Below are 21,316 nucleotides of genomic sequence, written 5' to 3' on the forward strand. Positions count from 1 at the left end.
TTTCATCCTATTAAATAATTAAATAAATACCCTGTTAAAAGTATAGCAAATCCCACAATTGCAAAAAATATAGAGATAAGTTTCAGACTTAAAACTCTTTTTAAAATCATAGCTTCTGGAAGACTTAAAGCCACAACTGCCATCATAAATGACAATGCTGTTCCAAGTAACATTCCTTTTTGTGTTAAAACTTCAACAAGTGGTAAAATTCCAGCAGCGTTTGAATACATAGGAATTCCCATAATAACTGCAACTATTGGCGCATACCAAACATCTCCGCCTGCATATTTGCTGATAAAATCAGCAGGAATATATCCATGAATAAATGCTCCAATTCCAACTCCAACAATCACATACAGATAAATCTTTTTAAATATATCTTTTGTATATTCCCAAGACTCTTTTGCTCTTTGAGAAAATAAAATTTCATCACTATTTGAGCCATTACAACAACTATTTATTGGTTTTACTTCTATTAAAACTTCCTTTTCTAAATTCATACTTCCAATTATAAGTCCAGCAACAATGGCGATTAATAATCCTAATCCAACATATAAAAGAGCAATTTCCCAACCAAACAAAGAAAATAACATTGCAATCACAACTGCATCACTAAGTGGTGCAGAAATCAAATATGAAAAAGTAACTCCTAAAGGAATTCTTGCTTGTAAAAATCCTAAAAAAAGTGGAATTGCACTACAAGAACAAAATGGCGTTATTACCCCAAAAATTGCTGCCATTATATGCCCCACAATTTTGTGTTTTCCACTTAAATAATCCCTTGCTTTTTCTATTGGAAAATAACTTCTAAGAAGTGTAACCATATAAATAATTGTTATTAATAGGATAAATATTTTTATCGTATCGTAAATAAAAAAATTTAAAGCTTCACCTAAATGAGTTCCTTTTGAAAGTCGTAAAATATCAAATACAAAAATTGAAGTTAAGTTTACAAGCCAATCAAACATCTATTTTAATACCTCAACAATTTTTGGAAGAAGTTTTTCTTCTATCTCTTTATATGTTTTTTCAAAAGCTTCAAATCCTTTTCCATCAGGATCTTCAAATCCCACATGAATAACTTTTACAGCTTTTGGAAACATTGGACAAGTTTCATTTGCATGGTCACAAACTGTTACTACTAAATCATAAACATTATCTATTACTTTATCAATAGTTTTTGAATGGTACTCTTTTTTCCAAATCCCTTTTTCTTCAAGAAGTTTTTTTGCATTTGGATTTACTTTTCCACTTGCACGAACACCAGAACTATCTGCATAAATTCCTTCTAATTTAGCATTTATAAGTGCTTCAGCGATAATACTTCTACAAGAGTTCCCTGTACATAAAATCAATACTTTTTTCATATTTGTCCTTTTATAAAGTTTTGGAAATTGTATCACAAATACATTTATATATCAAGATATATTGATATATAAATATTAAAAATTCTCTCAAAAAGAGAGATTTTTATTTTATAAATCAACCATAGCTTTAAAAGTAACTCCTGCTCTTCCGATACTATCTATATTTGTATGATTTCTTTCATTTATTCGTCCATCTTCAATATATTGATAATTTATTTTTAGAATAACTGGTGTTATGTCTCCATCAACTTTATAAGTATCATAATACTCACAAAAAAGCGCAGTTTGAGTAGAACAAATCATAGGAGGATAATCTTCTAATTCTTTTTTTACTTCTATTTCATATTTTTCTATTTCACTCTCATCCTTTGGCAATTGTATAGCGCATTTTTGAACTTGATCTACATTGTCTTTATTTGGGAAACAAATTGTTGCCTTTTTTGTTTTTAATATGTTTGCTAAAGTATCTTTTGGACTTTCATTCTCTTTTCTTCCAATAGCAACAATTACAAGAGCTGGATTTGTAGAGATTGGAATAAAATAAGAAAATGGTGCAGCATTTAAAACTCCATTATCTTCTGTTACTATCCATGCTATTGGTCGTGGAACTATACTTCCAGACATTATTTTGTATCTATTTAAATCATTTACATCTTTATAATCTAAAATCATTTTCTCTCCTTTTAAATGGTTTCCATTTAAAAGGAAACCTATCATTTAATAACTACTTTTTAACAAAATTTCTAAAATTTCTAAAAGTAGCAAAACTCTAAAGGGCTTTTAGAAAAAAGCCTTTCTTAAATCAGTTTTAAAATTTTTGTATAGTAGTAAGCAAATAATAAAAAAGCTACTCCTAAACAAACCGTAATAACTTGCGTTGTTGTAATATGTGCCATAAAACCAATAAACATAGTTGTACAAACATTTGATAACATAAAGAACATATCATTATACGATATTACTCTTCCAATATATTTATTATCACAACTATTTTGTAAAAGAGAATATGTATATGACCACAAGAACGCTGTACTTAATCCTACAAAAAATAAAGAAACTAAAGATAAATAAAAATTATCTTGTGTTAAAGCCCAAAGAATTATAGTTACTCCTTGAAAAACTAATAGATAATGAAGATTCTCTTTATTTATAATTTTATTTAAAAAAAGTGGACCAATCATCAAAGCCAGTGCTCTTACAGCATTTGAAAGACCAATAGCTAAAGGAACCGCAATCAACTCTTTATATTGATTTTTTGCTAAAATTGTAATCAAAGCATCATAAGAAGCTAGTCCAACACTTGCATGTAAAAATATCAAATGTAAAATAACCTTATTATTTTTGATATATAAAAAACCATCTTTCATTAATTCAAAAATCTTTTCAGTAACTTTTTTGTGCTCTATATTAAGTTTTATTTGCAAAAATACAATAATTGCTAAAACAAATATAAATACATCAACCATAATTGCCGTTTTTACACCATATAAGTTTACTATAAATCCACTTGTTGCCATACCAACAGCATAAGTAAATGACCAAATTATAGAATTTATCTCGTTTGCAGTTTGAAGATTTTTACCATCTAAAAGTTTAGCTAAAAGCGACATTTCTGTTGAAAAATACATTGAAGCTGCACTCATTCTAATAAAAATAAAAATTAATAAAATCCACAAATGACTCAAATCATTTATTGTTAAAAACATAATTGTCATAAGCAATTCTACAAAAAGTAAAGATATCATCAAAGGTTTAATTCTAACTCTATCAATAATTGCTCCACTCAATGGTGCAATTATAATTGCAGGAATAAAGTGCATTGCTGTAACAATAGAAATAGCAAGTTCAGTAGAACCAAATTCTACAACCATTGTATATATTGCAACAGTAGAAAACCATGCACCAAAAGATGAGATAAAATTTACTAAAGATAAATCTCTAATAATTTTATTCTCTTTTAAAAATAAAATATATTGTTTCAAATAATTTCCTTAAATATAAAAAAGCAGCGAGTTTTAGAACTCTAAAGTACCTTCAATAGCAAAATTTGCTTTTGAATCTAATTCAGCATGAGATAAGACAGCAATTTGAAGTCCAAATTTTTCATAAATTTCTGATATTCTTTTTCTTAAAACAGGATCAACAACCATACAAACTTTAGAAAAACCTTTCATTTCTACATCATCAAGAAGTTGTTTTGTTTTAGTTACTAGATTATTTATCTCTGCAATAGATAACATCAATTGAGAAATTCCATGGTGTTCTTGTAACTTTCCAATAAACTGTTGCTCAACATCAGGTTTAATAGTAATAATATGCAAAATTCCATCAGTATCTTTGAATTTTTGAGTAATTAATCTATATAATTTTGCTCTAACGTGTTCTAATAAAATTTCAGGAGCTTTTGTAAACTCTGCAATATCTGCTATTGCTTCAATAATTGTTAACATATCAATAATTGGTATTTTTTCATGTAATAAATCTTTACAAACTTTTAATAATGCTCCATAAGAAGTAACTTTCATTGCTTCTTCTATTACTATAGGGAAGTCTTTTTTCAATCTTTCAACAATATCAACGATATCTTGTCTTGTTATAATATCTTCTGCATGTCGTTTAATAATCTCTGAAATATGCGTAGATATAATCGTTGGAGCATCAACAACAGTAAAACCTTTCATTAAAGCTTCTTCTCTTAAATCACCAGTTATCCAAGTTGCATCAAGATTAAATACAGGTTCTTTTACATGAATACCTTGTAATTTTTCATTTCCTGTTCCACCCATCGCAAGAAACTTATCAACTTCAATTCTTCCTTTTACCAAAGGAATTCTTTTAAGATAAAGTTGATATTCATTTGGTGATAAATATGAATCATCAGAAATTCTAATTTGTGGTATTACAAATCCTAACTCACTAGCTATTGTTTTTCTTATTGCTTTAATTTTATCTAAAAGTTCAGAGTTTCCTTGAACTAACTGTAAAAGTCGGATTCCAAGTTTTAACTCTAAAACTTCTAACTTCATAATTGTTTCAATTGTCTGTGTTTCATCAGCGGCAGAAGCAGTTCTTCTTTTTTCTTTTAAATCTTCTGGTTTATCAACTTTTTTAACTTCGGGGGTTTTCAAGAATCTTGTAACTATATTATTATCACCTCTTTCAATCATAATAATAATATATCCTAATCCACCCATTAAAAGACCCATTGTCATTAAAATGAATGTTGGGAAACCAGGAACTAATGCAAAAAGCATTAAACCAATACCAACTAAAATTAAAGATTTACTATCTTTAATAAGCTGATTAACTGTTTGTGTAGCAAATTTTTCATCATCAGTATTTGAACGAGTAATAATAATAGCTGTTGCTGTTGATAATAATAGGGCTGGAATTTGACTAACTAATCCATCACCAATAGTTAAAATAGTATAAGTTTCTCCTGCTTGTGCAATAGACAAATTATGTTGGAAAAGACCAACTAAAATTCCTCCAACCAAGTTTACTAAAGTAATAATAATACTTGCAATTGCATCACCTTTAACAAACTTTGAAGACCCATCCATCGCTCCATAGAAGTTTGCTTCAGATATTAAAGCTTTTCTTCTTGCTTGTGCTTGTATATCATCTATAAATCCAGCATTTAAATCTGCATCAATCGCCATTTGTTTACCAGGCATAGAATCAAGTGTAAATCTTGCAGTAACTTCTGCAACTCTTGTAGCACCTTTTGTAACAACCATAAAGTTAATTAAAACTAATATGATAAATATGATTATACCAATAACCATATTTCCACCAACAACAAATTGACCAAATGCTGTAATAATAGAACTTACAGCATCTGGACCATTATGCCCTTCTCCCAAAATTGATCTTGTGGTTGCAATACTTAAAGCAAGTCTAAATACAACTAAAATCAAAATAAGAGTTGGAAAAGTTGTTAAATCAGCTGGTTTTTGAATATATAAAGAAATTAATAAAATAAGAAAAGATATAGCAAGCGATACTGATATAAAAAAGTCAAGTGCCTCTTGATTTAAAGGAACAATTATAATCGCAAGCATTGAAAGGAACAATGCTACAGCGATTAAATCTCTTGTAAATATCTTTTTAAAATCAAAATTCATAAATTATTTAATTAGCTAACTATTTCATATAATTAACTAATGACAATTGGTTTGTTTGGCTTATAGTTGAATATAAAGCTGAGAACATTAATTCTAAGCTTTTTAGTTTAATTCCAACTTCTGTTAAGTTAGAAGAACCTATTTCTGTATATGTTTTATTATATTGACTAATTTTTGATTCTATTATATCTAAAGAGTTATTGAATGTCTTATTTCTTGCACCTAAATCTGCATGTGCAATACTAACATTATTATTCGCTTTATCTATTTCATCTTGTGCTGAAGAAATTCCAGCACGTCTTTGTTCATAAGTTAAAGTTGCATTTCCACTACTATCTAAACCTTTTAAACTACTTACTGCATCATCTAACAAATCAAAAACACTTCTTTTTGCTTCAAATCTTGTCCCATCAGTATTTGGTACTGTAACGCTATATTCAGTTGCTGGTGCAGTTGGAGGAGTAACAGTTAAAGTATCAAACGAACCATCCCAATTTTTTTTAGACAAAATATTTGTAGCCGTATCTAATGTCCATTCATTCCCCTCTTGGTCAAGTATTCTATCAGCATCTTCAAAAGTTAAAGTTTCACCTTTTGATGCTGAGTTAGCAGTATAATAAAAAAGTTCAAGACCATTAACTCCTGATTCTCTATAAGAACCTTCATCAACAGCAATTTTTCTTAAACTATCATTTCCATTATATGTTACTTTTCCATTTGCATCCATTGTAAAAGCTTTTACTGAAGAATCCGAACCAGAAAATAAATATTGCCCTTCAACTTGAGTATTTGCTAAATCTAAAAGATTTTGTTTATATCCAGAAAGATTCTGTGCAATTGCTTCCAGCCCTTCAATACTTGTTGTTGATGTATTTGCTTTAATAAGTTCTTCTTTTACTGATTCTAATTTAAGCTTCACAGTAGATATTGCTGAATCTGCATTCTTATTTAAAACGTTTGTTCTTTCAAGTTGATCTTTTATCTCTGTTTGAGTCAATACTTTATCATTTATATGAGAAAGTCTTCCAAAAAGCATAGAATCGTCACTTCCATATTCAAGCTTTTCACCACCCATTTGGTAGTTTAACTTATCTTGAGTACTATTCAAATTATTTAATCTATACAGTGAGGAATTAACTTGTGCTATCATTGTAAAACCTTTCTAAAATTTGTAATAATTTCATCAAAAGAGACATTTTCTTGTGTACTTTGAGTTAAAAACTCTCGTATTCTCTCTTTTCTTGCCATTGCATTATCAAGCTCAGGATCCATACCTTTTTTGTATGCACCAACTCTAACTAAAACTTCATTCTCTTTTATTAGCGATAATACTCTTTTTAACTTTAAAAAATCATTATAGTGTTCTTTTGTAACAACTTTATCCATAACCCTTGAAGCAGATTTTAAAAGATTAATTGGTGGATAAAATCCTTGTTCAGTTAATTCTCTTGTTAAAACAATATGTCCATCTAGAATCGACCTACTTTGATCCGCAATTGGATCATTCATATCATCACCATCAACCAAAACAGTAAAAAAGGCTGTTATTGAACCTTTTTGGTTATTTCCAGCTCTTTCCATTAATTGTGGTAAAAGTGCAAAAACAGAAGGTGGATAACCTCGGCTTACTGGTGGCTCACCAGTACTTAGTCCAATTTCTCTTTGAGCCATTGCAAACCTTGTCACACTATCCATCATAAGGAGAACATCAAGACCTTTATCTCTAAAATATTCAGCAATACTCATAGCTGTAAATGCACCATATTTTCTCATTAATGCTGACTCATCTGAAGTTGCAGCAACAATTACTGTATTTTCCAAATCATCATTTAAGTTATAGTGAATAAATTCAGGAATTTCCCTTCCCCTTTCTCCAACTAATGCTACAACTTTTACTTGAGCCTCACAACCTTTTACTATCATACCCATCAAAGTTGATTTTCCAACCCCAGAACCTGCAAAAATACCAACTTTTTGACCTTTTCCACAAGTCAACATTGAATCTATTGCCTTAACTCCTGTAGAAAACTTTTGATCAATTATTCCTCTTTCTAGTGGTGACATAGAGATTTTATTTATGGCCGAATTTTCATCTAAATCTCTTATCTTACCTTTATTATCAATTGGTTCTCCCAACGCATTAACAACTCTTCCTAAAAGTCCATTTCCACATTTTACAGTTAATCCATCTCTTTGTAGAAACACTTTATCATTTATTTTAAAACCTTCTATAAATGAAAAAGGCACAATAATAAAAGAACTATCATTTATAGTTGTAACCATTCCTAAAACGGAATATAATCGTTGTTCTGATTCTATTCTTACAATATCACCAACTGCAACTTCAAGCCCAATTGCCGTTAAAGTAATAGCTGAAATATTTGTTATTCTTCCAAAAGCAATAGGTAAAGAAGCAGAGTCTATTTTATTTAATAATTCTTCTATATTAATCATTTCATATCACACATTTTTTTGTATAAATTATCTTCTGATACATTTTTTAAATCTTTACATTTTTTAAGATATTCATCACTATTTTTGCTATCTCCTAAATCACTATATAAAGATAAAATCTCATAATACATTCTTGCTAATTCATCTGGTTTTATTCTTTTTGAACGCTCTATTCCTTCTAATAAATAGTTAAGTGCTTCTTGAGTTTTATTTTCTTTTTTTGCAACTTTTGACAAATCACTCTCTACTAAAGGAGAATACACAAAGGCTCTAAATTCATTCTGTTTGTCATAAAGTTTTTTTAATACTTTATTTGCTTTTTCAATGTCATTTCTCAATAAATAGTTATAGTAATCATAATAAAAGTCTATAATCACTGGATTATTCTCATTTTGTGAAATATATTCTTCATTTTCAGATACAGATTTTAAAAATCTATCCAATCTATTAGAATCATTTTTAGCCTTAATTACTTGATATTTATATAAAAACTCTTTTTCTAAAACTTTTTTATCATTTATAGCTTCAATTTTTGATGAAAAATATAAAGCATCATCTATATAATTTAGAGAATAAGCCATAGTTTCAAGAATCAAATACATATTTGCATCTGTTGTATCATTAAAAATATTTTTAATTTGGGAATAAGACTCTTCCGAAGGAACTTCTACAACACAATTTATAAGTCCACCTCTCATAACCTCATCATTAACCAATTTTTGCCAAATTGAAAATTTTATATTTTTTAAGATTTTATTTAATTCAACACACTCTTCTTTAGATATATAATCTTTTATAATTTGAATATATACTTCATCTAAAAGGTCATTTATAGTGTCATATCCAAATCGTTTTAGTATTTTAATTGGAATTTCTCTATAAGCTTTTTCAAATTTTAATATCTCTTCATACTGCTTATTTTTATTATTATTTATTAGTTCTTGAAGTAGAGCTTTTTGTTGCATATCTTCATTATCAGTATATTTTTCAGCAACATTATTTGGAACCAAAATATTTTGCCTCATTAAAATTTCATCAAGATACATTTGAGAATCTTTTGCATGTTCTCCTTTTGGATAATCATCTAAAATATTTTTATATAAAGTTTTCGCTTTATCTAAATAAAGATCTGTTTTGTCATAAAGTTGCATATAAATATTTGCTAACTTAAATTTTGCATCTTCTATTGCATCATCTTTTTTTGACTTTTCAATAATTCCTTGAAGAAGTTCGATTGATTGGTCAATCATTCCAAGTCTTGCAAAAACATCAATTTTTTTATTTGCTAAAAAAACATCATTTATATAAAAAGCCATATTACTTTTAAGAATTTGAGTCATTAACTCTTTTGCTTCTTCATTTTTACCTTGTAATAAGTAAATATCAAATAGTTCATTCCCTACAACAGTTGCAACTTGTTTATCTTTTGTCGAAGACAATATTTCAAAAAGAGTTTTTGTAGCTTTTTCATAATCTTTTTGGTATTTATAAACTTTTGAAAGAGATATTTTCCCATAAGTTTTTGTAAGTTCATCATCAAAATTTTCTATAATTATTTTTGAAAAATACTTTGCATCTTCAATTTTATTTACTCCTAGTTTTAAATCTACTAAAATCATATATGCTTTTAATAAATCTTGTTGGCTGACTAAAGAGCTATTTATTGCTTTTTCTAGTTCAACTGAAGTTTCTAGTAATAATTTCTTTGATTGATTTTTTAATGCTAATTCTGAATATAAAATCATAATATCTGAATACAAAATTTTTGTTTTATTATTTTCTTTAAAATCTTTTATTTTTGTAAAGGCTTCGTTTATTTTTCCATCTTGTGCTAAATCTCTTATATATTGTAAATAGTTCAAGCCATCAACTATTGTTTGAGTTACTTTTTGGGGAATTTGTTGTCCATTTGAATCAATAAAGCTATAATAAAAATCTTTTTCTTGTTGTGCATTTAAAGTAATTACTAATAAAAACAATACAAATATAAATTTCAATTTTTACCTTTTTCTTTTTAATTCATAAAGATAAGAGAAAATTTCAGCAATTGCTTTATAAAACTGATTTGGTATCTCTTTATCAACTTCAATTTGATCATACAAAGCCCTAGCTAATGCTGGATTTTCTATTATTGTTACATTATTTTCTTTGGCTATATCTTTTATTTTTAAAGCTAAAAAATCAATACCCTTAGCTACAAGAACTGGTGCAGAATTTACTTTATTATCATATTTCAAAGCAACTGCATAATGAGTTGGATTTGTGATAACAACATCCGCATTTGGTACATTACCCATCATTCTTTTTTGTGCCATTTGCATTTGAATTCTTCTAATTCTACCTTTTACTTGAGGATCTCCCTCCATATTTTTATATTCATCTTTTATCTCTTGTTTACTCATTTTCAAAGACTTCATATAATAATATTTAGAAAAGTAAAAGTCCATTATAGCAAAAATAATAATAATAAATAGAATTGTGAATATAAAGTATATTGTTAATTGAAGCATTGATGAAATTGTTGCCATTGTTTCTTTATTCATCATTGCTAAAAATTCATTATATGTTAAACTAAAAATGATGAACATAACTGTAATAATAATTGCTAATTTTAAGCTCAATTTTAAAGCTTCCAATAATTTTTTTAATCCAAAAATATTTTTTAAACCTTTTATTGGATCTAATTTTTGTAAATCAAATTTTAAAGGAATAGAAATAAAACCAAATTGTGCCCAATTTCCAACAAGTCCTAAAAGAATCACTAAAATAAATAAAGGCGCTAATGCTTTTAATAAAGTTATTACAACAGTATAAGTAATTGCATAGTAAAGAGGACCATCCATCTCTTGACCTATAAAATTATAAGAAAGCATCATCAATTTTTTTATCTCTAACATAGATGAGCCAGAAAAAAACAATAAAAAGATTGAGCCAAAAGTTAGAATAGAAGCACCAACAACTTCCATTGATTTAGATACATTACCTTCATTTTTGGCATCTTCAAGTTTCTTGGATGTGGGTTCTTCTGTTTTTTCTTCATCATCAGCCATTAAAACAACCTTTATTCAAATTTATTAATAAAATAGTTTGTAAATGTATCAGCAAATATCTCCATTCCTAATATCAAAAATATAAATATTAGTGCGAATTTAAGCTGAAAAGTAATAATAAACGGTGAAAAAGCTGGCATTGATTTTGTACCATAACCATAATATACATCCATTATAAAACCAATAAAAAATAGTGGTAATGCAAATGCAAATGCAAAAGAAAACATCCTTTTTATCTCATCTATTGCAAGTTGTATTCCATCATAAGAAAATATATTAAAACTTCCTAAATGTATCATGGTAAAACTTTTTGCCAAAATTACTAAAGTCATTTCATACATTCCTGTTTGGAAAAATAGCATCAATGATATCCAAAAAAGTAATTTTGCAACTAAACCTTCTTGAGAGTTTGTCGTTGGGTCAAACATCATAGCCATAGATAAAGCTGTTGAGTATTCTACAAATTCCCCTATAATTCTAACTGCTGAGAAAATTATATTTACAAGCATTGCTGCAACTAAACCTAAAGTTATCTCGGAAATTAAACTTATTATAAAATTATTTTGATTTATGCTTGTTACAATATCTACAAAAGGATATATGAATATTGAAAGATAAAATGCAAAAGCAATCCTAACTGTTACATTAATTGCTGTATGTCCAAAAACTGGCATAAAAACAACAAAAGCTAATATTCTTGCAAGTAAAAGAAGAAATTGATAAACAGTTTGTTCATTAAGTAAAGATAGTAGTTCTTCCATTACATATAATCTAAACTATCATCTCTATCTTTATTTTCTTCTTTTAATTTTAAAACCGTTTGAGTATCAATCTTATCTTCAAACTTTCTATTTTGTTTATTTGAAGATTGTTGTTCATTTCCTCGATTATTTTGGTTAGAAGAGCTAAAGTCAAGATTGAATTGAGTATTTTCATTGAATGTTTTAGCTAAAGAATTTCTCAATAAGTCTTGATTACCTAATAGTGTATCTAAAGTTGTCATATTTGAAACACTCATACTAATATTTAAACCATTATTTTTATCATTCTTCATTAAAATAGAAATACTACCAAGTTCAACTGGATTTAAATTGATTTTAAAAACAGTAACAGGTGGTTTATAATTTTCATACATCTGTCTTGCAACATCTGACATCATTTGAGACATTTGTTGTTTAGCACCAATAATTCTAGATTGAATATTATTTAATAATGTTGGATTTATATCAACAGTTACATCATTAAAAACATTTAGTGTATTATCAAGTAAAGCACTACTTGCTTCAACTGATTGTGTAATTAGATTTTTTATATCAGCACTTCTAATATTTTTTTCACTAAGCATCGTATCTAAAATATTTTTCTTTTCGCTACTTAAATCCAAATCTTGTTTTGCATTTTTTAAAATTTGTATAGTAGTATCTTGTTCAACAGATACATCATCTAATTCTAGATTTAAAATATTTGCACTTTTTTCTATATCTTCAAGAGATATTGAACCATTTTGTAATAATTTTAAAGCTTCATTTTTATTAAATAAAAATTGATTTACCATAGAATTTTTTTGTTCACCTAAATAAATATTTGAAACAAAATCTTTTGAAACAACACTTTCATCTTTTGATAAATTTGTAACTTTAGTATCTTGTACTTCTAAAATATTTTTTTGACTATTTTTTTCAATTAAATAATCCATCAAACTTTTTTTAGCTTCTACTTTTTCTTCTAATTGATTATTTTCTAAAATAGGTTTTCCATCTTCTGTTGTTGGTATCAATAAATTATCAATAGTTTTATTAGCATCATTTGAAGTTTGAGTATTATCACTTTTTATAACTGTATTTCCTTCTGAAGTTACAGTTTCTTGAAGTTCTTTAAAATTACTATCTAAAGAAGCTTTATTATCTACTTTTATCTCTTCATTTTTTTGTTGATTATTTTCGATATTTAAAATATTATCTTTTTTTGTAGTATTTTTTTTATTCTCTTCTTTTGATATTTCTGTTTTTATGATTTCGTTATTAATAACTTCATTTTGAATTTTATTATCTTTTATTATATCAGATGAGTTGTTACTCGTTTCTTCTTTTATTTGAGTATCGTTTGGTAAAATAGGATTTTTAGTATTTTCTGTTTTTTCACTATTTTCTTCTAAAGAAGTATCCTCTTTAGCATTTTCTTCAGTTGAAATATCAACTGTTTTTTCATCAACTACTTCAATATCACTTTCTTTACTACTTTTATTATCTAAATTTGGCTCATTTTTAAGATTTTCATTTGGTTTGTTTAAAGAATTATTAGAAACTGTTTTGTCTTCAGATAGTTCACCTTTTGCTTCAATTATTAGTCTATCTAATAAAGATAAAGATTTTTGAGCTTTATTATCTGCTATATCTTGACTAGTTATTGGCTCTTCACTATTGAGATTTTTTTCTATTTTAGTCTCAGAAACTTCGATACTGTTTTTTTCTGTAGCATCTAAGTTATTTAAACTACTTTCTTTTTTTTCTAACGCATTAGTATTATTACTAGTTGTTTTTATCTCTTCTTGAGGTTTTTCAAGTTTTTTAGCAGTGTCACTTAATAAAGAATCAAATAAAGAAGGTGCTTCTTTTACACCTTCATCTTTTGATGTTGATGTTGGAACATCGAGTGTTGTCGTTTTGTTTTGTACAAAAACATCTACTAAACTTGCCATTTAATTATCTTTTTATGAGTTTAATATTTCTAAAGTTTTGCTATCAATACCTCTATGAGTATTAAATGAAGTGACATTCGCTTCATAAGATCTCATAGCTTCTATTAAATTTACCATTTCAATTACAGGATTAATATCAGGATATGCAACATACCCTTTTTCATTTGCATCAGGATGAGTTGGATCATATTTTAAAACTGGTTTAGCATCTGATTGAATTATTTTTCTTACTCCTACTCCTCTTAAAGAACTTTCTGATAAAGGACTATTTGTAGTTTCAACATCATTTGCATTTGTTCTTTTATTTGTATTTGCAACTAAAACATCTTCAAAAACAACTTCTTGCTTTTTGTAAGGTCCACCTTCAGCCGTATGAGTTGTCTTAGCATTTGCAATATTTGCACTTACTACATTTATTCTAGTTCTTTGTGCACTCATTCCAGATGTTGCTACATTATATCCATCAAAAAAACCCATAACAACTCCTTTAATTAAACTTGCATTCTCATAACTTCTCTATAAGCATTAATAGCTTTATTTTTAACCTCTAATGCTAATTTCATAGTTAGTTCTGCTTCTTCAATTTTTTGTACAGCTTCTTGTAAATTTACAACTTTTCCTGTTGCAATTTCTTTCATAGAATCATAACCTTTAATTTGTGTGCTATTAACATCATTAACTGCACCATCAAGTAACTCTTGAAAAGATTTTCCTGCTAATTCATTATTATCATCAGGTTGTGTTTCTTGAACAGCATTCAAGTTTATCTTTAAAGGATTTAATGAATTTAAAGAATTTATCGTACCAATCAAATTTTACTCCTTTTAACTAGCTTCTACTTGAGCCGTTTTATCATTATTCTGTGCACTAAATTCATCATTGTTTACACTATCTTTATTGAGTTTTTGATCTGCTTCTTTAGCAACAAGTTGATTTAATAAAATATTTATTTTTTCTTCATTGTATTTAAAATCAAACTCTGCTTTTTTATTTTCAAGACTAAAAGAACTTACCATAAATGAAAGCATCAAATTACTCAAGCCTTTTAAAATGATAGTTATTAGAATACTTCCTAATATCATCTCTATTGGGCTAAATAGTTCTGAATTCACTACAAAAAATATTAATGTTGCAAAAAATCCTGTTGCAATATATATTTTAAATATACCACTATTTATTAAATTTTGAGAAAAACGCTCAATTACCATTTTTCAATCTCTAATAAAAATATAGAATTATTTAAAATTGTATTTAGCACTTAAATAACCCCTTTACCGAATATTTATTAATATCTTTTCTACAACTCTCTGCATTTGTATTGTTATTTCACCCATTGGAAATTCACTAACAAATAACTTTCTTAATCTACCAGTTATTGAAATATTTTCTGAACTAGTTATACTACCTAAATATTTTATCATAAAATCTTCTTTAAGTCTATTCTTTTTCGCCAAATTTACCAAAGAATTTGTAATTGTCTCTCCAGCATGATAACTTTTTGTATGATTAAAACACAACATCAAACTATCTTTATCAATGGCCAACATCTTTAATAAAGAATAAACATCTGTTAATGCACTTGGATCTGTTGTAGTGATTGCTAAAATATTTTCAGATATTGATAAAAACTCTTTTACATAGTCATTTAATCCAGCACCAGTATCAACTATTAAAATATCAAATTGATTTAAAGAGATAATATCATTTACAAGCCTTGTAAATACAAAACTATTTGTACCAGAAGCATATTGATAACCACTTTTCCCTGCAATTAATGATATATTTTTATACTTTGTTTGTAAAATAACTTCTGATAAATTCTTTTGTCCATTTATATATTCAAAAAGAGTGTATTGTGGTTTTATATCAAACAGAACTTGCATATTTGCTAAACCAATATCTGCATCTAAAACTGCTATTTTTAAATCTTTTTGGGCTAATAAAAAAGCAATATTAGCTGTAAAAGTAGATTTTCCAACCCCACCTTTTCCAGAAGTTATTGTTAGAAGTTTAGTTCTTGAATTTTGAATATTCTTTTTTATATTACTAGTAATATCTATTAATTTACTAGCTTGTGAAAGTTTTGTATCAAGCACAATTATTTCCTAGCACACTCTTGATTCATAAAACAATCAATTAAATAAGTAGCATCAGAAACTATCAAATCATCAGGAACATTTTGCCCAATAGAAAAATATGTAATAGATTTTTTTGTTTTATGAGCAAAAGAGATTAAGTTTCCAAAACTTCTAGTCTCATCAAGCTTTGTAAAAGTTAAATAGTCAATATCTAAAATTGAATAATTTTTATAAATTTCTAATAAATCACTATGTTTAACATTTGCTGGAAGTACTAAAATCTTTTCAATTGGTAGTTCTTCTACTTTTTTTTGATAATCGTTTATTAGTTCAATTTTATCAATATCATATTGACTAGAACCAGCCGTATCTATAAATATATAGTTACAATCTTTTAACCTCAGCAATGCTTCAGCTAAATCATCAGGTTTTTTCACAACTTCTAATGGTAATCTCATAATATTTGTGTAAGCTTGAAGTTGCTCAACTGCTCCAACTCTAAACGAATCTAAAGTAACAATTCCAACTTTATAATTTTGTCCTAATTTATAAGCATATCGTGCTGCTAATTTTGAAATTGTAGTAGTTTTTCCAACACCCGTTGGCCCTACCATCATTATAATTTTTCTTTGTTGTGGTCTTAAAGGAACTTCATGTTTTATTGGAATTACTCTTCTTAAAATTAATTTGAAAAAATCATTTATTTTATTAGGATTTGATTTTAAAGAGATTGGAAGTTGCTTAATAGTTTTTTTCATAATTGTATAAGTCATCTCTTGATCAAATTCATTTTTTTCAAAAATATCATACATTGGAGCAAATTCAGGAGGAATAGTCAAATCAAAAAGTTGACTTTTTGGATTCCAAATAGACTTTTGCACTTGCTCTAAAAGGTGTTGCATTTTTAGAATTTCTTCTTTAAAATCATAAACTTGTGCTTTTATAGCTTCTTGATTTTCATTTGCTTTTGTAATTGCTGATTTTGTATAAACTAAATTCTTTTTTGTTTCTTCATCTTCAATAGCTACTACAATTTCATACATATCTTTGTTTAAGCCATTTGCATTAGCTATTTTTTTTGTAGAGATTACTATTGCATCTTCACCACACTCTTCTTGAGCTTTTCTTAATGCAATAGTAGGAGTTTCACCTAAAAAAGAGAGTTTATTCATTTTAATCTTCCATCTTTATATATTTGTTCTATCGTTCCATCTAAGTTTTTTATTCTAATAAACTCATTGTTTTCAAAAATTATTCTTCCTTTTTTTTCAATTTTCACTCCACCAAAATTGAAAACAACACCTTCATTTTCAGAACTTTTAACATCTTTGTCACAAATAATCATATTTTTATTTATATAGTGAGTTGTTATAAATTGATTACTTTCTAACTGTTGTAAAGTTAAAGGAGTACAAGCTTTGTTGATACTTTCAACTTCTTTTACTATAACATTTGAAGGGTCAATCTTTTCTTCGTATTTTATAGCAGTTTTTGAAACTAACACCGTGACAGCAAAAAGAGAACAATTTAATATTAAAGATAAAAAACTAAGCTTTAATATCAAAAATTTGCCCTCCTTGCTTAGCAGCAACATCAGCTATTAGTTCTTTATACATTTGTTGTACAGGTAAAACTATAGAAGCCAATTTTTTATTTAATTCATTTAATTCTTTTAAATTTGTTTCTAGAAAATCAACCTTACTTCTATAAATATTAACATCAATTCCTGCTTGAAGTTGTTTTATTAGTTCTTGATTTAAATCTTGTTTTAAATTTGTAATATTTTCAATGATAGAAAGTTTTTTATCATTTCTTTTTAAAAGCTCTTCTTGTTTTGCTGCTTTTATGTCTTCAATATCCAAATTTATTGAATCTTTCAACTCATTTATCAATCTATTCATATTTTCAATAATAACTTCTATCATAAAAAATTCCTACTTCTATTTTTTATTATTTTGACTTAAAAAATCATATAACATATCACTAATTCCAAAAGTTCCCGTAGAGTTATCTGCAAGAGATTGTAAATACATACCTTTTATAATATCAGAACCAGTTCCTTCTCCTGCAACTGCTGTATCTTTTAAAGAAACATTTAATATTTGATTTAAGAAAAATGCTTCAAAGTCATTGCTTACTTGTCTTAATTCTTTGTCTTCTTTTAAAGATTCAGAATTAATATTATCAAATTTATTTGTTTGAAAAATATCTTTATTTATCAGATTATTACTATTAATTTCCATTTTATAATCCTATTTTATCAATTTGAAAATCTTCATTTATGATTCTTTTAATTTTTAAACCAAATTTCCCTTCAACGATTACAGCTTCACCTTCTCCAATCTTTACACCATTTATTAAAATTTCAAGAGGTTCATTTACCATTTGTTCAAGTTCGATAATTTCTCCAACATCCCATCTCAAAATATCTTTTAATAAAACTATCTTTGTACCCAATCTTACACTTAACTTTAACTTTACATTGTATAAAAGTTCTAAATTTTTTGATGTAGGAGTAACAGAAGAATTATTACTACTTCCTGTATTATTTGAAACTGGAGTAGATGGAGTAACTTGTACTTTTGGTTCTTCTTGATAAATACCAGTTATTGCAGAAAAATAAGGAAGAAGCAATTTATCAAAAACGACCATTAATTTGTATTTTTCGTCATCTAAACTAATCGTAAACTCATAAGCATCATCTTTTGCTGATAAAACAGAATTTTCAACTTTTATTGTACTTTTTATTTCAGATTTTATTGAACCAACATCACTTAAACCTTGAGCATTTACTAAAGTTGAAAAACTTCCACAAATATTTGATATTATCTCATTTATCGCATCTGTTGTTTCATCATCGATTGATTCTTTTAATTCACCCATCCCACCAAGCATTAAGTACTCAAATTTTGTTGCACTTACAGCTGGAATATAAAAGTGAATTCTTGAAGATAAACCCTTCATATCAAGTTTTACATTACACTCAATTAGTTGTGTTAAATTTGTATCATTTTTAAACTTTTCAACACTATCTACTTTTGTCTTTTTTGACAATAATTGCTCTAATGTGTTTGCAAGTTCACTTTTTAAAATATTTGATAAATCTGATGCCAAAATATTACCTTTTTGTATTATCTATTTTGTTTTTCTAACTCTTGTAAAAGGAAAGCTTTTACTTTCATCATATCTTCTGTTGGGTATTTATATTCTGCTTCACCTCTAGTTACTTTTACAAAAAAATCTTTTGATTCTTTATTATAACCAAATCGTACATTATCAATAATTACCTCATTTAACTCTGTATCAGGAAGTATATTTGAGTTTTTTTTGTATTCTTCATCTTGAATAGTTTTGTTTTTTTCTTCTATTGTACTAACTTTTTGAGCTTTCTCTATGTTATTTTGTTTTGCATTATCGATTTGTGCAACTCTTCCAATTTCCATAAGATTCTCCTAAATGTGAGTAATTGTCTATTATTATAACAAAAAAATTATAAAGATAGTAAATATTCATCAAATCCTATCATTTGAAAATCTATCAATGGATTTTGATATTTTACATTTAAAAATTGTTTTGCACTATTAATATTTAACTCTTGTATTAGTTGAATTGCTGTTAAAAAATCAGTATCTGTATCTTTATAAAATGCTTTTATTAAAGAGATTTGAATAGAAGCATCTCCATATCTTTTTGCTTCTAAATATGATGCAACGGTTAAGTACATAGTAAATCTATTATCATATTTATAAGTATCTCTTAGATAATTTAAATTATTTATTGCATTTTCTACTTTATTTGAATATAAATCTTTTAAAATTGTACTTACAATATATGTTGGATTAGTATTACCTTCAATATAAAAATCTGCTCTTGAAAAAATACCTAAAGCTTTTAATATATCTATGTAATACTTAGGAATAATTAAAGGACCTTGTAAAAAATTATTATTATAAATTAATGGAATATTATCTTGCATTCTTGAATAGTAAGCAAAATCGTTCTCTTTAGGTTTTCTTTGTACTAATTTTATTAAATAAATTAAAGGGTCTCTTTCATATTCATCAAGTAATTTATGATTTATTAAAGTTTGATTTGCATTCATTGCTTTTAAAAAATCTATTGCTTTATAAAACATCGTATTTTCATATTCATAAGAAGGATCATTTGAAACATATTGAGTATTTACAAATAATTTATAAATCTCTTTGGCAAAATAACTATATAAGCCACCACTATTTCTTATATTCGTATCCAAATATTCTTTTTGTTTATCATCAATGCCAAGAGATGTTTTACTTGCAGTGATTAAATACATAACAGAATATAACTTGTTTCCTGGATTTAATTTATATGCTCTTTCAAAATATTTACTAGCATTATATATATCATTTATTTGTGCATAAGATAAAGCTAAATTATAAAACATATATGCTCTATTATTTTCTGCTTTTTTTAGTAATTCATTTAGTTCATTAACTCTTAAAATTGGGTCTTCTTTTACAATTCTTAAGAATTTTGAATTGTATTCAACCATATCTTCTAAATTAGCAACATTACTTTGTTGGCTATAAATAAAACCCTTTACAGAATCATATATTATTTCTTGAGAATCAGAAAAAATAAAAGGAGCAAAATAATAAATAAAATCCAATTTTCTTGATTCATCAAACTTTAACACTGAATAAAAATACTCTTTTGGGCTATATAAATCTTTATTAAAAAAGATTTCAAATGGAAGTTCTACATTTACTTTGAACTTTGATTTTCTACTATTTATTAAATCCAAAGTTAATTTTACATCTTCAAATTTATTTAGTTTCAAATCTACAAAAGTTGAAATCCATAAAATTTTATCAAGAGTTTTTGGGTCTTTTTCTATCTCTTTTAATTTTTTGATAATAGATGCTGCTTTTGTAAATTCATTGAGCTTTATATATATCATCGCTTTTTTTAAGTCAAGAGAGTAACTCATTGCATTTAATGCACCTAAAGCATTTTTATAATCTTTTATAAGTAAATATCTATTTGCTAACTCTTTTAATATAGAGTCTTTTATATCAGTAATTACTTGCTTGTGGTCGCTTAGTTTATTACTATTTTGAAATATCTTTACCAAATCAACTATATATTTATCATCTTTTGTTATCTCATATAAATAATAACATGCTGATATAAAAGAGAAAGTTTGATTTACAAGATTTGATTTTTTTTCATATATTTTATTTAAATAACTTTTTGCAGTTTCTGTGTCTCCAAGCTTATAATAAGCAATACCCATATTTAAAAGAGATGGTACTTCTATAACTAAAGCAGTTTTTTCAAAAATCTTTATAGCTTCTTCGTACTCACCTTTTTTTAAATGTAAAACCGCTTTATTAAAATCAACTTGAATTTCTAGGTTTTCTTGTGAGTCTAAAAGTCTCTCTGTTTCAAAAATAATTTCTGGTTGAGACTCTAATAAATCATTATTAGCATATAAAATAGAGTTAAAAATAAAAATACCAAAAAGTATTTTATATACTAATTTTTTTAAAATTTCCAT

The 21,316-nt window shown here is 26.5% G+C and carries 22 protein-coding genes; all 22 read right to left on the reverse strand.

Features of this window, described 5'->3' with window-relative positions; translation table 11 throughout:
• Positions 1-2 precede the first annotated feature (2 nt).
• Positions 3-968 (reverse strand): permease, encoded by a 966-nt coding sequence (locus CKV87_RS09670; protein WP_012147848.1) that lies wholly within the window; start codon positions 966-968, stop codon positions 3-5.
• Entirely contained in the window at positions 969-1,367 is a 399-nt protein-coding gene (locus tag CKV87_RS09675) for an arsenate reductase ArsC (protein ID WP_012147849.1), read from the reverse strand.
• A 108-nt stretch (positions 1,368-1,475) separates the two neighbouring features.
• Positions 1,476-2,039, reverse strand: a complete 564-nt coding sequence (locus CKV87_RS09680) for a flavin reductase family protein (RefSeq protein WP_228126917.1) — start codon at positions 2,037-2,039, stop codon at positions 1,476-1,478.
• Positions 2,040-2,164: 125 nt separating this feature from the next.
• A complete protein-coding gene (locus CKV87_RS09685) occupies positions 2,165-3,349 on the reverse strand; it encodes an MFS transporter (protein ID WP_012147851.1) in 1,185 nt (394 codons plus the stop codon).
• Between the two features lie 33 nt (positions 3,350-3,382).
• Positions 3,383-5,494 carry a flagellar biosynthesis protein FlhA gene (gene flhA, locus CKV87_RS09690; protein WP_004511298.1) on the reverse strand — a complete coding sequence of 704 codons (2,112 nt, stop codon included), beginning with the start codon at positions 5,492-5,494 and terminating at the stop codon, positions 3,383-3,385.
• Positions 5,495-5,513: 19 nt separating this feature from the next.
• Positions 5,514-6,644: a flagellar hook-associated protein FlgL gene (gene flgL, locus CKV87_RS09695; protein WP_012147852.1), complete on the reverse strand. Its 1,131-nt coding sequence runs from the start codon at positions 6,642-6,644 to the stop codon at positions 5,514-5,516.
• A complete protein-coding gene (fliI, locus tag CKV87_RS09700) occupies positions 6,641-7,948 on the reverse strand; it encodes a flagellar protein export ATPase FliI (protein ID WP_004511300.1) in 1,308 nt (435 codons plus the stop codon). Before fliI ends, flgL begins: the two co-directional genes overlap by 4 nt.
• Entirely contained in the window at positions 7,945-9,945 is a 2,001-nt protein-coding gene (locus CKV87_RS09705; RefSeq protein ID WP_012147853.1) for a tetratricopeptide repeat protein, read from the reverse strand. Before CKV87_RS09705 ends, fliI begins: the two co-directional genes overlap by 4 nt.
• Before the next feature lie 3 nt (positions 9,946-9,948).
• Positions 9,949-10,998, reverse strand: a complete 1,050-nt coding sequence (gene flhB / locus CKV87_RS09710) for a flagellar biosynthesis protein FlhB (protein ID WP_004511302.1) — start codon at positions 10,996-10,998, stop codon at positions 9,949-9,951.
• An 11-nt stretch (positions 10,999-11,009) separates the two neighbouring features.
• Positions 11,010-11,759 carry a flagellar biosynthetic protein FliR gene (locus CKV87_RS09715; protein ID WP_012147854.1) on the reverse strand — a complete coding sequence of 250 codons (750 nt, stop codon included), beginning with the start codon at positions 11,757-11,759 and terminating at the stop codon, positions 11,010-11,012.
• Complete coding sequence (locus tag CKV87_RS09720) at positions 11,759-13,696, reverse strand: flagellar hook-length control protein FliK (protein ID WP_012147855.1); 1,938 nt, start codon at positions 13,694-13,696, stop codon at positions 11,759-11,761. The genes CKV87_RS09715 and CKV87_RS09720 overlap by 1 nt, the downstream gene beginning before the upstream one ends.
• 12 nt (positions 13,697-13,708) lie before the next feature.
• On the reverse strand, positions 13,709-14,173 hold the full coding sequence (gene flgC, locus CKV87_RS09725) for a flagellar basal body rod protein FlgC (RefSeq protein WP_012147856.1): 465 nt from the start codon (positions 14,171-14,173) through the stop codon (positions 13,709-13,711).
• Positions 14,174-14,187: 14 nt separating this feature from the next.
• Positions 14,188-14,508 (reverse strand): flagellar hook-basal body complex protein FliE, encoded by a 321-nt coding sequence (gene fliE / locus CKV87_RS09730; protein WP_004511306.1) that lies wholly within the window; start codon positions 14,506-14,508, stop codon positions 14,188-14,190.
• A 12-nt stretch (positions 14,509-14,520) separates the two neighbouring features.
• On the reverse strand, positions 14,521-14,904 hold the full coding sequence (locus CKV87_RS09735; RefSeq protein ID WP_012147857.1) for a hypothetical protein: 384 nt from the start codon (positions 14,902-14,904) through the stop codon (positions 14,521-14,523).
• A 63-nt stretch (positions 14,905-14,967) separates the two neighbouring features.
• Positions 14,968-15,792 carry a P-loop NTPase gene (locus CKV87_RS09740; protein WP_012147858.1) on the reverse strand — a complete coding sequence of 275 codons (825 nt, stop codon included), beginning with the start codon at positions 15,790-15,792 and terminating at the stop codon, positions 14,968-14,970.
• Between the two features lie 2 nt (positions 15,793-15,794).
• Positions 15,795-16,946 carry a flagellar biosynthesis protein FlhF gene (gene flhF, locus CKV87_RS09745; protein ID WP_004511309.1) on the reverse strand — a complete coding sequence of 384 codons (1,152 nt, stop codon included), beginning with the start codon at positions 16,944-16,946 and terminating at the stop codon, positions 15,795-15,797.
• Positions 16,943-17,338, reverse strand: a complete 396-nt coding sequence (locus CKV87_RS09750; RefSeq protein WP_012147859.1) for a hypothetical protein — start codon at positions 17,336-17,338, stop codon at positions 16,943-16,945. The genes flhF and CKV87_RS09750 overlap by 4 nt, the downstream gene beginning before the upstream one ends.
• Positions 17,322-17,699, reverse strand: a complete 378-nt coding sequence (locus CKV87_RS09755; RefSeq protein WP_004511311.1) for a hypothetical protein — start codon at positions 17,697-17,699, stop codon at positions 17,322-17,324. Before CKV87_RS09755 ends, CKV87_RS09750 begins: the two co-directional genes overlap by 17 nt.
• A gap of 15 nt (positions 17,700-17,714) precedes the next feature.
• On the reverse strand, positions 17,715-18,017 hold the full coding sequence (locus CKV87_RS09760) for a rod-binding protein (protein WP_004511312.1): 303 nt from the start codon (positions 18,015-18,017) through the stop codon (positions 17,715-17,717).
• 1 nt (position 18,018) lies between these two features.
• Positions 18,019-18,888: a FliM/FliN family flagellar motor switch protein gene (locus CKV87_RS09765; protein ID WP_012147860.1), complete on the reverse strand. Its 870-nt coding sequence runs from the start codon at positions 18,886-18,888 to the stop codon at positions 18,019-18,021.
• 17 nt (positions 18,889-18,905) lie between these two features.
• A complete protein-coding gene (locus CKV87_RS09770) occupies positions 18,906-19,217 on the reverse strand; it encodes a hypothetical protein (RefSeq protein ID WP_004511314.1) in 312 nt (103 codons plus the stop codon).
• Between the two features lie 47 nt (positions 19,218-19,264).
• Positions 19,265-21,316 carry a tetratricopeptide repeat protein gene (locus tag CKV87_RS09775; protein WP_228126918.1) on the reverse strand — a complete coding sequence of 684 codons (2,052 nt, stop codon included), beginning with the start codon at positions 21,314-21,316 and terminating at the stop codon, positions 19,265-19,267.

Source organism: Aliarcobacter butzleri, from assembly GCF_900187115.1.
In the GTDB taxonomy this organism is placed as follows: Bacteria; Campylobacterota; Campylobacteria; order Campylobacterales; family Arcobacteraceae; genus Aliarcobacter; species Aliarcobacter butzleri.

Bases quoted from the DNA above. Each gene is read 5' to 3' on its own strand.
- CKV87_RS09670 (WP_012147848.1), bottom strand. From the start codon at position 968: ATGTTTGATTGGCTTGTAAACTTAACTTCAATTTTTGTATTTGATATT.
- CKV87_RS09675 (WP_012147849.1), bottom strand. From the start codon at position 1,367: ATGAAAAAAGTATTGATTTTATGTACAGGGAACTCTTGTAGAAGTATT.
- CKV87_RS09680 (WP_228126917.1), bottom strand. From the start codon at position 2,039: ATGATTTTAGATTATAAAGATGTAAATGATTTAAATAGATACAAAATA.
- flhA (WP_004511298.1), bottom strand. From the start codon at position 5,494: ATGAATTTTGATTTTAAAAAGATATTTACAAGAGATTTAATCGCTGTA.
- flgL (WP_012147852.1), bottom strand. From the start codon at position 6,644: ATGATAGCACAAGTTAATTCCTCACTGTATAGATTAAATAATTTGAAT.
- fliI (WP_004511300.1), bottom strand. From the start codon at position 7,948: ATGATTAATATAGAAGAATTATTAAATAAAATAGACTCTGCTTCTTTA.
- flhB (WP_004511302.1), bottom strand. From the start codon at position 10,998: ATGGCTGATGATGAAGAAAAAACAGAAGAACCCACATCCAAGAAACTT.
- CKV87_RS09715 (WP_012147854.1), bottom strand. From the start codon at position 11,759: ATGGAAGAACTACTATCTTTACTTAATGAACAAACTGTTTATCAATTT.
- CKV87_RS09720 (WP_012147855.1), bottom strand. From the start codon at position 13,696: ATGGCAAGTTTAGTAGATGTTTTTGTACAAAACAAAACGACAACACTC.
- flgC (WP_012147856.1), bottom strand. From the start codon at position 14,173: ATGGGTTTTTTTGATGGATATAATGTAGCAACATCTGGAATGAGTGCA.
- CKV87_RS09735 (WP_012147857.1), bottom strand. From the start codon at position 14,904: ATGGTAATTGAGCGTTTTTCTCAAAATTTAATAAATAGTGGTATATTT.
- flhF (WP_004511309.1), bottom strand. From the start codon at position 16,946: ATGAATAAACTCTCTTTTTTAGGTGAAACTCCTACTATTGCATTAAGA.
- CKV87_RS09755 (WP_004511311.1), bottom strand. From the start codon at position 17,699: ATGATAGAAGTTATTATTGAAAATATGAATAGATTGATAAATGAGTTG.
- CKV87_RS09760 (WP_004511312.1), bottom strand. From the start codon at position 18,017: ATGGAAATTAATAGTAATAATCTGATAAATAAAGATATTTTTCAAACA.
- CKV87_RS09770 (WP_004511314.1), bottom strand. From the start codon at position 19,217: ATGGAAATTGGAAGAGTTGCACAAATCGATAATGCAAAACAAAATAAC.
- CKV87_RS09775 (WP_228126918.1), bottom strand. From the start codon at position 21,316: ATGGAAATTTTAAAAAAATTAGTATATAAAATACTTTTTGGTATTTTT.